The sequence below is a fragment of the Bacteroides muris (ex Afrizal et al. 2022) genome, assembly GCF_004793475.1.
Lineage (GTDB): Bacteria > Bacteroidota > Bacteroidia > Bacteroidales > Bacteroidaceae > Bacteroides > Bacteroides muris.
In genome coordinates this window covers 49,391-62,858 of record NZ_SRYZ01000014.1, presented here as the reverse complement: position 1 = coordinate 62,858, position 13,468 = coordinate 49,391, and the positions used below count along the sequence as shown (strand labels likewise).

Below are 13,468 nucleotides of genomic sequence, written 5' to 3'. Positions count from 1 at the left end.
AGAAGGATAAAATTGTGTGGGAATATAGAATATGAATAAAAATAATCATTTAAAAACTAAAAGTTATGTTACTATCTGTATTATTGCAAGCTGCTGTGGCAGGTATGGGAGTTAGTAAACTGGGTGCGGCCATTGGTGCCGGTCTGGCTGTTATTGGTGCTGGTGTAGGTATCGGTAAAATCGGCGGTTCTGCCATGGAGGCCATTGCCCGCCAGCCGGAAGCATCCGGAGATATCCGTATGAACATGATTATTGCCGCTGCCTTGATTGAAGGTGTTGCTTTGTTGGCAGTAGTTGTGTGTTTATTGGTATTCTTTTTATGATGTACAATCTACCATTTGCAAAGTTTAATTTGTCGTGCGGCATCACTGCGCATTCAAATTGTAAAATTGTAAAATAGTAAAATACTGAATAAGATTATGTCATTGTTATTACCCGATAGTGGTCTGCTTTTTTGGATGCTTCTTTCCTTCGGTGTGGTGTTTGCGGTGCTTGCCAAGTACGGTTTTCCCGTTATCACCAAGATGGTGGAAGGTCGCAAGACCTACATCGACCAGTCTTTGGAAGTGGCACGCGAAGCGAATGCCCGGCTCTCCAAACTGAAAGAGGAGAGTGAAGCGCTGATTGCTTCTGCCAACAAAGAACAAGGACGCATTCTGCGGGAGGCGATGCATGAGCGTGACAAGATTATCGTCGAAGCACGCAAGCAGGCGGAAGCCGCCGCGCAGAAGGAGCTGGACGAAGTTAGAAAGCAGATACGGCAAGAGAAGGAAGAGGCCATCCGCGATATTCGCCGCCAGGTGGCAGTCTTGTCCGTGGATATAGCCGAGAAGATTATCCGCAAGGATCTGGACGATAAACATGAGCAGATGAAGATGATAGACCGGATGCTGGATGAAGTGCTGGCCGCAAGTAAAAACAATTAATTCTCAAAGAAATGGATATAGGAATCGTTTCGATGCGTTATGCGAAAGCATTGATGGAATATGCCAAGAGCATGGGGACAGAAGATACGCTGTACAAGGAATTTTGTATGCTCGACCGCAGCTTCAGGAAACATCCGGATTTGCGCATGGCATTGGAAAACCCCATCCTGACGATACGTGAGAAGTTCGCACTTATCTGTACCGCTGCTGTGGGGGATGCTCCTGCCAGCCGTGAGTTTGCACGTTTCATGGCCCTGGTGTTGAAGAACCGGCGGGAAAACCTTCTCCAGTACATCTGCTTGAGCTTTCTGGATTTGTACCGGAAAGACAAGCATATCGGTGTAGGAAGGCTGATAACAGCCGTTCCCGTCAGCCGGGAAGTGCGGGAACGTATCCATGACAGTGCCTCCGCTCTGCTGCATGCCAGCATGGAGTTGCAGACCGAAGTGGATTCCTCCATTGAAGGTGGTTTTATCTTCGACATCAACGACTTCCGTCTGGATGCCAGTATTGCTACGCAGCTTAAGAAAGTGAAACAGCAGTTCATTGATAAGAATAGAAGAATCGTGTGACTTACGATTTGACAATTTGCAATTTGCTATCTAATGGTCTTACGATGCGTAAGTTGCAGAGGTCAAACAGTATGTGGTCCGGATTCTTTCAAAATAGTAAATCGTAAAATAATAAATACTAAGATGTTGTCTGAAAATATAAAAGTAAGCGAAGTCTCCGATATTCTCCGCAAGCAACTGGAAGGGATTGACACCCGCGTGCAGCTGGACGAAATTGGCACGGTACTGCAAGTCAGTGACGGTGTGGCCCGTATCTATGGGCTGCGCAATGCCGAAGCCAACGAGTTGTTGGAATTCGACAACGGCATCAAGGCCATTGTGATGAACCTTGAAGAAGATAATGTGGGTGCTGTGTTGCTTGGCCCTACGGATAAAATCAAGGAAGGCTTCATTGTGAAGCGTACCAAGCGTATTGCTTCCATCATGGTGGGAGAGGGTATGCTGGGGCGTGTAATAGACCCCTTGGGCGCACCGCTTGACGGCAAAGGGCTGATAGGCGGAGAACTTTATGAAATGCCGCTGGAACGTAAGGCACCGGGAGTTATCTTCCGTCAGCCGGTGAACCAGCCGCTGCAGACCGGTCTGAAGGCTGTGGATGCCATGATACCTATTGGCCGCGGACAGCGTGAGCTGATTATCGGTGACCGCCAGACCGGTAAGACGGCCATTGCCATTGATGCCATCATCAACCAGCGTGCCAATTTTGAAGCAGGTGATCCGGTGTATTGCATTTATGTGGCCATTGGCCAGAAAGGTTCTACCGTAGCTTCTATTGTGAACACCCTGCACCGGTACGGTGCGATGGACTATACCATCGTGGTGGCTGCCACGGCGGGCGACCCGGCCGCATTGCAGTACTATGCCCCCTTTGCAGGAGCAGCCATCGGAGAGTATTTCCGTGATACCGGTCGTCATGCACTGGTGGTCTACGACGACTTGTCCAAGCAGGCAGTGGCCTATCGCGAAGTGTCTCTGATTCTGCGCCGTCCGTCGGGACGTGAGGCATATCCGGGCGACATCTTCTATCTGCACTCCCGTTTGCTGGAACGTGCGGCAAAAATCATCAGTCAGGAGGAAGTGGCACGGGAGATGAACGACCTGCCGGACAGTCTGAAAGGCAAGGTGAAGGGTGGCGGTTCGCTGACTGCATTGCCCGTCATCGAAACTCAGGCAGGAGACGTATCCGCCTATATCCCGACGAATGTGATTTCAATTACCGACGGGCAGATATTCCTTGATACGAACCTTTTCAATCAGGGCAACCGTCCCGCCATCGACGTGGGCATCTCCGTGAGCCGTGTGGGTGGCAATGCCCAAGTCAAGGCTATGAAGAAGGTGGCAGGTACATTGAAGATTGACCAGGCACAATACCGTGAGCTGGAAGCATTTGCCAAGTTCAGTGGCGATATGGATCCCGTGACGGCATTGACCATCGACAAAGGACAGAAGAATACACGCCTGCTGGTACAGCCCCAATACAGCCCCATGCCGGTGGAAAAGCAGATTGCCATTCTTTATTGCGGCACGCACGGCTTGCTGAGGGATGTTCCTTTGGACAAGGTCGGCGAATTTGAACGCAACTTCCTTGAGTTTCTTGAGATGAACTATCGCATGGAGGTGCTCGACGTTTTAAAGACGGGTGTCATCAACGATGATGTCTGCAAGAAGATTGAGGAGACGGCAGAGGCGGTTGCAAGGCAATTCTCAATCGTAAATAACTAAATCGTAAATAAATATATGGCTTCACTGAAAGAGGTAAAAAATAGAATCAGCTCCGTCAAGAGTACACGCCAGATAACATCGGCTATGAAGATGGTGGCATCTGCCAAGCTGCACAAGGTGCAGGGGCGGATTGAGAATATGCTGCCTTATCAACGGAAGCTGAATGAGATTCTGACGAACTTTCTGCGTACGGATGCTTCCTTCCAGTCGCCCTATACCGAGAAAAGGCCCGTGACGAGGGTAGCGGTCGTGGCGTTTTCGTCCAACAGTTCCTTGTGTGGTGCATTCAACTCGAACGTGGCGAAGATGCTGGAACGGACTTTGGAAGACTACCAGTCGCTGGGCAAGGAGAATATTCTGATATATCCCGTTGGGAGAAAGGTGGAGGAAGCCGTCAGGAAGATGGGATATGTGTCGCAAGGCAGCTTTCAGGTGATGGCGGACAAGCCTTCGTATGTCGAAGCGTACGGACTGGCAGAGAAGCTGATGCGGGAGTTTGTGGAAAAGCGGATTGACCATGTGGAACTGATTTACCATCACTTCAAGTCGATGGGTTCGCAGGTGTTGTTCCGTGAGAATTATCTTCCCATTGACCTGACACAAGTGGTGCAGGAGGCGGAGGAGGGTATGCCGGAAGATGCCCGCAGTTTTAATAATGACTATATCGTGGAGCCTTCCGTCGGTGAGCTGATAGCGGAACTCCTGCCCAAGGTGTTGAGCCAGAAGATATTTACCGTACTTCTTGATTCCAGCACTTCGGAACATGCTGCCCGCATGCTTGCCATGCAGACGGCGACGGACAACGCCAACGAGCTGATTCAGGATTTGACGAAGCAGTATAACAAGAGTCGTCAGCAGGCCATTACGAATGAGCTGCTCGATATTATCGGCGGTAGCTTGAAATAGCCCGGATTGCTCCGTAAAGGGAATCTGCTGCCATCCGAACCTGCATTATTCACCATCCGAACATCAGCTTTATTCCTTCCTCCAGCGTGTGTGGCCGATACTCCAGTTCCCGGCGTGCCTTTTCTATACTCAGCCCGCTGAAACGGGGACGTGGCGTCTTTTCATTCATCTCCTTTGTGGTGACGGGACGGATGAGCGAGCGATTCAGCCCCAATACGTCCGCTACCCGATAAGCGATGTCTGCAATGGTCAGGCACTCGCTGCCACAGAGGTGGTAGATGCCGTTTTGCGGGTGGTTTATCAGTTTCTCCACTCCTTGCGACACGTCTCCCACGAAGGTGGGCGTACGCCATTGGTCGGCCACGACGAACACTTCCTCATTGCTCCTTAATCTGTTTGCCACCAGTTGGAGCACATTGCCATGCTGTCCGGGCAGGGCAGCACCGTACACCACCACTACACGGACGATGGCATAATTCCCGCAAACGGCAGCGATGCGTTTCTCACCTTCCAGTTTGGTGTAGCCGTAATAATTGACAGGAGCGGGAATATCCTCCTCCGTATAGAGCCGGTCTGCATCACCACCGAAAACGAAATCGGTGGAAAGATGGATAAAACGGCTGCCTCCCGCCTCACAGCATTCTGCCAGATGCTCCACGGCAGTAATGTTGACGGCATCCGCTTCTGCATGGTGTGTTTCGCAATAATCGGGGACGGAAAGGGCGGAGGTATTGATTACGACATCCGGCCGTACTTCCTGTAAAAGCTTTTCCACTGCGGATCGGTTGCATATGTCCGTACGGATAAAGCGATAGTCGCCCGAATGAGGACAGATGTCATCGTGCAGGGAACAGCCCGTTGCCTGATAAGCCTGATTGCGGGACAAATCGTCCAGGATGCGTCTGCCGGTAAAACCGTTGGCGCCTATCACCAGTATTTTCCTTTTCATAATTACGTTTATAAATGCGTGATTGAAGACAGACAAAAGAAGCATGCTGGGGCTGCCAGAGTCACATTGTCACTTCGGCCCCTTTCAATATGGATAGTTCCTTCCCTGCTGCACTTCGATGCGTATGCCAAAGGCTCCGTTGGCCGATTTCAGCTCGAACGCCCCTTTGAAATTGTTCTTTTCCCAAGGCAGTGCGGAAGGGTTGGGCACTCGCCATCCGTCTTTGTCATATTCGCCGTAGGTATGGATGCGCATGCCGTTCTTCAAAGTGAAACTTCCCATCTGCAGGTTGTCAGTAGAGCCCCAGAAGCCCGTCAGTCCGAAGGGGTTCGAACTGAAATACCGGGAGTTGCTGAGTGAGAATATGTTCGAAAGGCCTTGTGAATAAGTCATGTTCGGGTTCAACCGGAAGATGCGGCTGTAGTCCTTGCTGGCATCCGGTATCTCCAAAGTAAATTTGGGAAGAGTGGGGGCGGACAGATTCATCAGTCCCATATCCAGCAGGAAGCCGTCGTAATTTTTTACGGTTGCCGGTAGGCCGCTTATCGTGTCGGTCGCCACTTCTTCTTGTGCATGGACGGACAAAGTGCCTGTAAATAAGACAAGGACGCAAAGCAGCATCCGTTTTATCATTCCATTTTGGTACATAATTATTATTCTATATTATTATAATCTTTGCCGTTTTATAATTGATTCATTGGGTTTCAAATACAAAGGTAGTTGGAATATATGAGACTTTAATCTTTCTAAAGAATAAAGTTACTACAAAATTCAATTATAAATGAGAAAGCTTTATTAAAGAGAGTTTCAGCCGTTGATGATCAGTTTGTAGCCTATTCCCCTCATATTAGCAATACAGATGTACTCGTTTCCAGCCAGCTTGCGCCTCAGTTTTTTGATGAACACGTGCTGGCTACGGGTGTTGAAGATGGTATCCAAAGCAACTTTAGATATTACGATATTATTCTATGTTTTTTATATATTTTTTTAATAGGGGTATTGCAATTATTAAATATTTGTATAATTTTGCGCTGATTATTAACAAATGGTAGGTCTCTCTGCTTTAGAAAGAACGGATAAGTGTGTTTTATTTGTTGATAATCAAAATTATACATATTTATTAACCCAAAGTAATACTTATGAAAGTTGAAAGATTAACTCTGACTGGCAAGTATGTCTTGCTTGCAGGTGCCTTGGGAATATTTTCCATACCAGTGTCTGCTACTCTGGCAGATGCGGTAAATTTGCTGCCTGCAATTACACAACAAACCACGAAAATCAAAGGTAAGGTTTTGGACAATAATGGGGAAACCATTATTGGTGCCAATGTATTGGTGAAAGGTACAACTAATGGTACCATTACGAATCTGGATGGAGAATATGAATTGAATGCACCGGTAGGCGCCACGTTGGTCGTATCTTATATTGGATATAAGACTATCGAGGTGGCTGCGACCTCTGGAACGCAAATTATCAAGTTGGCAGAGGACACCGAAACATTGGACGAGGTAGTCGTTGTGGGTTATACTACCCAACGCAAGGAGAGTTTGACGGGAGCCATGAGCACTGTGAAGAGTGACAAACTGAAGGACATCACCACTCCTTCTGTGGAAAATATGCTGAACGGCAAGGTGCCGGGCGTATATGTGGCTCCGGGTTCTGGACAACCAGGTTCTAATGGTGCCGTAGTGATTCGCGGACAAGCTTCGTTGAGCGGTGGTACACAGCCTTTGTGGGTTATCGACGGTGTTATCGTAGGTAGTAGTGCCGGTGATTTGAACCCTGCTGACATTGAAAGTATGACCGTTTTGAAAGATGCCGCTTCGACTGCTATTTATGGTTCGGAAGGTGCCAACGGTGTGATTGTAGTCACTACCAAGAAAGGGCGTGAAGGCAAATTGAATGTAAGTGCATCCGTCAAGATGGGTATAAGTACTGTGAACAACGGTAATCTGGAAGTGATGAACGGTGCCGAGTTGTACGATTATTACGCTTCTTTCCAGAATGTTAACGAAATTGCGTTTACCCGCTGGAATCCTGAACTGCGCAACAGTAATTTTAACTGGTGGGATTTGGCTACCAAGACCGGTTTCACGCAAGATTATCACGTCTCAATCTCTGGAGGTTCAGACAAACTCCAGTCTTACTTATCTGTTGGCTACTACGATGAAGAAGGAGCTGTAAAGGGATATGACTATAAGCGATACAGCTTCCGTACGCGTACCACCTATAAGCCGTTCAACTGGTTAACAGTAAAACCGTCATTGAGTGGTTCTCGCCGTGACATTTACGACCAGCAATATTCTGTTACCGCCATGTATTCCATGTTCCCTTGGGATAGTCCGTATGACAAAAATGGAGAATTGGTGCCTCATCGTTATAGTGGATGGGTAAATGCGCAGAATACCAACTATTTGCTGGACTTAAGCTATGGCAACTATGGAGAATCTACCAACTATGAGTTCATGGGTAACTTTGACTTCGACATTCGTCTTACAGACTGGTTGACATTCACCTCTGTAAACAATTACCGCTACCTTTCTTATTCTTTACATAGCTATACAGACCCGCGCTCAAATGGCGGTTCCGGTGTGGATGGACGTTTGTATGAATATCGCAGTGAAGTGGTGCGCCGCTATACCAACCAGAACTTGATGGTGAGCAAAATGTTCGGTAAGCACTCTATCAACGGTCACGTATCCTACGAGTTTAAGGACTACACGGCCAAGACCTTTGCAGGAAACGGTACAGGGTTTATTCCCGGTTTCCAGGTGATGGACGTTACTGCCATTCCTGAATCTATTGGAGGTGCACGCACTGAATGGGCTGTACAATCTTATTTTACCAACTGGAAATACACTTATGACAATAAATATTTGGGAGAAGTGATGTTTCGTCGTGATGGTGCTTCCAATTTGGGAGACAATGCCAAGTATGGTAATTTGTTCTCTGTCAGTGCCGGTTGGATTATTAACCGTGAAGACTGGTTCAACGCAGATTGGGTGGACAATCTGAAACTCCGTACATCCTACGGTTCTGTAGGTAACCGTCCCAGTTCACTTTATCCGCAGTACGACCTTTATTCCGTTTCTTCCAGCTATAACGAACAGGCAGGAGCTTTGATTTCTGTCATCGGGAACAAAGACCTGACTTGGGAGAAAACTTTCACCACCGGTATTGGTGTGGATGGTGCGTTCTTTGACAATCGTCTGCACATGACTTTTGATTACTATCTGAAGAACACCGATAACATTCTCTACAATGTGCCCGTTACTGGTTTGACTGGTGTAACATCCATCTACAAGAATATCGGTAAGATGCGTAATACCGGTTTTGAACTTTCCGTAGGTGGCGACATTATCCACAACAAAGACTGGAACTGGAACGTAGAGTTCAACGTCGCTACCAACAAAAACGAGTTGAAAGACCTCTATGCACAGAAGCAAGCTGACGGCAGTTATGCCATAGTTCCCGTTATCATTAGCGATGGTAGTTCCATTGCCGGTACCATCAACAGACGTCTGGAGGTGGGTGAACCTATCGACACTTATTATGGAAAAGAATGGGCAGGTGTAAATCCTGAAAACGGTGCCCCGATGTGGTACATGGACGATGAGAACGGTAATAAAGTAACGACATCCAATTATTCGGAAGCAGACTATTACAAACTGGGTACAGCCAATCCGAAAGTATTCGGTGGATTCTCTACTTCTTTATCATGGAAGAACTTCGACCTGAGTGCTGTATTCGGCTATTCTCTCGGTGGACAAATCTACAACTACTCACGTCAGGAATATGACTCGGACGGTACTTATACCGACCGTAACCAAATGAAATTGCAAAAGGGCTGGAGCCGTTGGGAAAAACCGGGTGACATTGCTACACACCCTGTGGCCAAATACAACAATTCCGACAAGGGTAATTCCGCATCTTCACGTTATTTGGAAGATAGCGATTATCTGAAGTTACGCTCACTGACTCTGAGCTATAACTTCGTTTTGAAGAAATACGGTATACAGAACCTCCGTCTTTCTCTCTCGGGCGAGAACCTGTTTACCGTTACAGATTATTCCGGAGTTGACCCTGAGATTCCTGCATCCGATGGTTCCGTTATGGGAACTGCCGGTCCGGCGGTTTATCCGTCTGTTCGTAGATTCATGCTTGGTCTAAATGTTACATTCTAATCTAAAAAAAGGAAAATAAACAATGAAAAAGATACTAGCCATCGCACTTGTTGCAGCAACTGCATTGACAAGTTGCGACATTGAAAGACTGCCATATGGTTCTATGTCTGCTGAGCAAATCACCAGCGACCCTTCTGCATCCTTGGATGCCTTGATGAATGGAGTATATGCACAATTGAAGACATGGTCTGACCCTATGCACCGTTGCGGTGAATACGCCGGAGACAACATGATGATTCGTGGTAGTTCCACGGATGCTTTCTTTGAATTCATCTCATACTCTCGTACTCCCAACAACTATCGTCTCCAGAACTTTTGGGACTATGGTTACAAAGGTATCGCACAGGCTTCGAACATCATCAACATGATTGAAGAAGGACAAAGTGAAGAAATCGACAACCAACTGGGCGAATGCTATTACGTGCGCGGTATGCTCTACTTCTATTTTGTACGTGCATATGGACGTCCATACTATCAGGCACCGGAAAAAAATTTGGGTGTGCCCATTGTAAACGGTACTCCTGACAACATCATGACAGACTTGTTTATGGAAGACCGTGCTACCGTGAAGGAGACTTACGAACAAGTTATTAGTGACTTGAAGAAAGCCGAAGAAATGCTGACTATAGACAAAGGTCCTGCTTACGCTTCAAAAGGTGCCGCACAAGCCATGCTGTCACGTGTGTACCTGTACATGAGCGGTACTTATGAAAACCCGAATCAAGAATATGCACGCTTGGCTGTGGAATATGCCGACAAGGTAATCAATTCCGGTGATTATAGCCTGTTGAATCGTGACCAATTCATGAAATACAATACCCTTACGCCGGAAAACAACGACGAATCTATCTTCGTGGTAAAACGTGTGGCTTCCGAATTCTCGGGATATGACCATTACTACGGTATCGGTGGTATGTATGCCAACATTGGCGGTATGGGATGGGGCGAAATGTATGCCAGTGCCAAATACATCGACTTGCTGAATGAGACAGGTCGTAACGACTGGCGTCCGGACCATTATAGAATTGTAGATGCACGCGCTGCTTTCATCGAACCGACGTATGAAGATGGGAATAAATTGGTGTTCCGTTTCATCAAAAAAGAACAAGAAAAAGGCTCCGACCCTATATTGAACTACGCACAATTCGATGCAGAACGCAATGGGGCTACAGTGACTTGCAAAGATGCAGAGAAGAACTCTTATACACTGACTCCTGTCAACGAAGAAGAGGAAATCTACGAAATCAATTATGGTGGAGCAACCTACCAAGGAGTATTGGACTACTATATTTCTCTGAACCGTGTATATCCGCAATTCTATATCACCAAGTGTTCTCGTGAGGGTGAAGATTCACATCTCCATTCTCCCATCATCAGCCGGTTGGGCGAGATTTACCTGAACCGCGCGGAAGCGTACGCTAAATTGGGACAATATAGCCAGGCTTTGACTGACCTGAACACAATTCGTGAACGTTCTATTCCGGGAGCTGGCTATGTATCGTTGGATGAAGAGGATGCTGCCGAAAAAATCGACAAAGAGCGTCAATTGGAATTGGCGTATCAGGCAGAACGTAGCTATGATGTATTCCGTAACGGCAAGCCTTTGACTCGTCGTTTCCCGGGTCCGCACAAACAGTTTGAAGACGTTTCGGCTACTGACTATCGTGTGACTTATTACATTCCGCAAGATGCTATCAACGCTTATCCGGGTACTTTAACCCAGAACCCGACAGACAATGGCGGAGTGGTACTCAACTAATAGGAATATAACAGTTTTGCATTACATTATTTCACAATTCTAACCTTGAATCGAGTGGTTGCCCATTTTGTGGGCAGCCACTTTTTGTTTTTCATTAATCAAAATCAGTAGAGGACTATGAATTGTAATACGGCAATAAACGCTGTGTTTCTATTATTGGCAAGCATTTGTGTGCAGGCGCAAGGAAGTTTTATTATTGAAGGTAAGGTAAAGAATGTGAGGTAGGGTGTCTGCTTGAATCTGTTTAGGATGGAAGGTGGCGTAGGAGTAGTATTGCTGTCGATACGTTGCAGGGAAACAGCTTTCGTTTCGAGGTACCTGTTTCGGAAGTGGGTACGGATTGTTTTAGTCTGGTGATTTTTGATGGTAATCTGTACAGTATGGGGTTGCCGCTTTGGGCTAAGAAAGGTACTTATATCTGCCTGATAGGTGAGGATATGAACATCTACACTTGGCGGGTAGAGAGTGATATGCCACAACAGCAGACATGGCAACTTTTTGTTATCTTCTTCCGTATAAGGCCGATTCGTATTGCCGCTGAAAACAAAGTCTGTGGAAAGATGGATGAAGCAGCTTCCTTCTGCTTTGCAGCATTCTGCCAGATGCTCCACGGCAGTAATGTTGACGGCATCTGCTTCTGCATGGTGTGTTTCGCAATAATCGGGGACGGAGAGGGCGGAGGTATTGATTACGACATCCGGCTGCACTTCCTGGAAAAGCTTTTCCACCGCTTGGCGGTTGCATATATCCGTACGGATGAAACGATAGTCACCCGAATGGGGACGGATGTCGTCGTGCAGGGAACAGCCCGTTGTCTGATAAGACAGGTTGCGGGACAAATCATCCTGGATGCGTCTGCCGGTAAAACCGTTGGCGCCTATCACCAGTATTTTCTTTCTTGCCATAGATTCTGTCGTTAAGTGATGGACATCAATAGGGCACGTGTTTGCCTTGCTGTACCTCGATGCGTATGCCAAAGGCTCCGTTGGCCGATTTCAGCTCGAACGCCCCTTTGAAATTGTTCTTTTCCCAAGGCAGTGCGGAAGGGTTGGGCACTTTCCAGCCGTCCTTGTCATATTCGCCGTAGGTATGGATACGCATGCCGTTCTTCAAAGTGAAACTTCCCATTTGCAGGTTGTCGGCAGAGCCCCGGAAGCCCGTCAGCCCGAAAGGGTTCGAACTGAAATACCGGGAGTTGCTGAGTGAGAATAGGTTCGAAAGGCCTTGTGAATAAGTCACGTTCGGGTTCAACCGGAAGATGCGGCTGTAGTCCTTGCTGGCATCCGGTATCTCCAAAGTGAATCTGGGAAGAGTGGGGGCGCACAGATTCATCAGCCCCATATCCAGCAGGAAGCCGTCGTAATTCTTCACGTCCGGCAGAAGCTCCTTTTCGGACGGAGACATGCCTTCGGGAGACATCTCGTCGCGTACGGACGCAGAGCGTACCGTATCGGCAGGCATCTCGCTCTGTGCGCTGACGGATGACATGCCTGCAAGTAAAGTGATGATGCAGAAGAAGATTTGTTTCATAGTTCTTTGTTCACGATTTCAGTTGCTGCCCACCGCATAGGGGCGGACTGAACAAAGATACTCGTTTCCCTCTATTTCCGGAAATATCTTTGTATTACTTCTATTTCTTTATACGAATGGCAGGGACGAAGACGGCAGTTTAGTTTTAGTTTAGTCTACTATCAGTTTATATCCTATTCCCCGCACATTGACGATACGGATGCGCTCGTCTCCGGCCAGTTTATGCCGCAGTTTGGTGATGAACACATGCAGGCTGCGGGAGTTGAAGAAGCTGTCGTCTCCCCAGAGGTCGAGCAATACGTTCTGGGTATTGACCACCTGGTTGCGGTTCTCGCAGAGGCGTTTCAGTATTTCGGACTCGCGGTGGGAGAGTTCCACTTCCGTCTGCATCTGCGGTGAGGCAGCGACTCCCACGTACGTAAGTCGCTGCGTGATGGAGTTGAGTCGGTAGTCGCCTATCTCGAAGCTGGTGCTTTCCTTGGGCTTCTCGTCTGTAAAGGAGAAGGCTTTACCTGCCAGTGCCTTGATCCGAATCATCAGCTCCTGCATGCCGAAGGGTTTCTTCAGATAGTCGTTGGCACCCAGTTCAAACCCTTCCACCACATCGTTGATGGCGGAGCGGGCGGTGAGGAACAGTACCGGGGTCTGTTTGTCGGTCTGCCGGATGCGGCGCACCATTTCAAAGCCGTCCATGCGGGGCATCATCACGTCTGCCACCAGCACGTCGGGGCGGAGGTCGAAGAACTTGCGCAATCCTTCTTCACCGTCGGAGGCGGTGTGGATAATGAAGTTCTGTCCTTCCAGCGTGTCTTTGATAATCATGGCGAGGGTTTGTTCGTCCTCAACCAGAAGTACGGTTATCTTTTCCATAATTGTCGCTTTTGTTACAAGTAATGTAAAGTGCCCTAACAAGTAATGTA

At 47.7% G+C, this 13,468-nt stretch carries 11 protein-coding genes and 2 pseudogenes; 7 read left to right on the top strand and 6 right to left on the bottom strand.

The genetic code is table 11. The features are described 5' to 3' along the window. Window positions 1-65: 65 nt before the first annotated feature. The 5 genes from atpE (at window position 66) to E5355_RS08365 (ending at window position 4,126) form a co-directional block, all read left to right on the top strand. The gene (gene atpE / locus E5355_RS08385) at window positions 66-323 is read left to right on the top strand and encodes an ATP synthase F0 subunit C (protein WP_136009977.1); all 258 of its coding nucleotides are present in this window, start codon (window positions 66-68) and stop codon (window positions 321-323) included. Between the two features lie 96 nt (window positions 324-419). Then, window positions 420-926, top strand: coding sequence for a F0F1 ATP synthase subunit B (gene atpF / locus E5355_RS08380; protein WP_136009976.1), 507 nt, complete (start codon window positions 420-422; stop codon window positions 924-926). A gap of 11 nt (window positions 927-937) precedes the next feature. After that, window positions 938-1,498: a F0F1 ATP synthase subunit delta gene (locus E5355_RS08375; protein ID WP_136009975.1), complete on the top strand. Its 561-nt coding sequence runs from the start codon at window positions 938-940 to the stop codon at window positions 1,496-1,498. Between the two features lie 126 nt (window positions 1,499-1,624). Beyond that, the gene (atpA, locus tag E5355_RS08370) at window positions 1,625-3,220 is read left to right on the top strand and encodes a F0F1 ATP synthase subunit alpha (protein WP_136009999.1); all 1,596 of its coding nucleotides are present in this window, start codon (window positions 1,625-1,627) and stop codon (window positions 3,218-3,220) included. A 15-nt stretch (window positions 3,221-3,235) separates the two neighbouring features. Beyond that, a complete protein-coding gene (locus E5355_RS08365; RefSeq protein ID WP_136009974.1) occupies window positions 3,236-4,126 on the top strand; it encodes a F0F1 ATP synthase subunit gamma in 891 nt (296 codons plus the stop codon). Window positions 4,127-4,175: 49 nt separating this feature from the next. Here E5355_RS08365 and E5355_RS08360 read toward each other — a convergent pair whose 3' ends face one another. From E5355_RS08360 to E5355_RS19860, 3 genes and pseudogenes are all read right to left on the bottom strand, one after another. Beyond that, window positions 4,176-5,075, bottom strand: coding sequence for an SDR family oxidoreductase (locus E5355_RS08360; RefSeq protein WP_168354304.1), 900 nt, complete (start codon window positions 5,073-5,075; stop codon window positions 4,176-4,178). An 84-nt stretch (window positions 5,076-5,159) separates the two neighbouring features. Continuing rightward, window positions 5,160-5,705 (bottom strand): occludin, encoded by a 546-nt coding sequence (locus tag E5355_RS08355; RefSeq protein ID WP_136009997.1) that lies wholly within the window; start codon window positions 5,703-5,705, stop codon window positions 5,160-5,162. A 177-nt stretch (window positions 5,706-5,882) separates the two neighbouring features. Next, window positions 5,883-6,011, bottom strand: a pseudogene (locus E5355_RS19860) (DNA-binding response regulator); the annotation flags it as partial. Between the two features lie 203 nt (window positions 6,012-6,214). Here E5355_RS19860 and E5355_RS08345 point away from each other — a divergent pair. Continuing rightward, window positions 6,215-9,259 carry a SusC/RagA family TonB-linked outer membrane protein gene (locus tag E5355_RS08345; protein WP_136009972.1) on the top strand — a complete coding sequence of 1,015 codons (3,045 nt, stop codon included), beginning with the start codon at window positions 6,215-6,217 and terminating at the stop codon, window positions 9,257-9,259. A gap of 22 nt (window positions 9,260-9,281) precedes the next feature. Next, complete coding sequence (locus E5355_RS08340) at window positions 9,282-11,018, top strand: RagB/SusD family nutrient uptake outer membrane protein (protein WP_136009971.1); 1,737 nt, start codon at window positions 9,282-9,284, stop codon at window positions 11,016-11,018. A 347-nt stretch (window positions 11,019-11,365) separates the two neighbouring features. Here the strand turns inward: E5355_RS08340 and E5355_RS19855 are convergent. The 3 genes and pseudogenes from E5355_RS19855 to E5355_RS08320 form a co-directional block, all read right to left on the bottom strand. Then, window positions 11,366-11,923: pseudogene (locus E5355_RS19855) on the bottom strand (SDR family oxidoreductase); the annotation flags it as partial. Between the two features lie 25 nt (window positions 11,924-11,948). After that, the gene (locus E5355_RS08325; RefSeq protein ID WP_136009970.1) at window positions 11,949-12,548 is read right to left on the bottom strand and encodes an occludin; all 600 of its coding nucleotides are present in this window, start codon (window positions 12,546-12,548) and stop codon (window positions 11,949-11,951) included. Window positions 12,549-12,698: 150 nt separating this feature from the next. After that, window positions 12,699-13,418, bottom strand: coding sequence for a response regulator transcription factor (locus E5355_RS08320; RefSeq protein ID WP_136009969.1), 720 nt, complete (start codon window positions 13,416-13,418; stop codon window positions 12,699-12,701). Window positions 13,419-13,468: the final 50 nt, after the last annotated feature.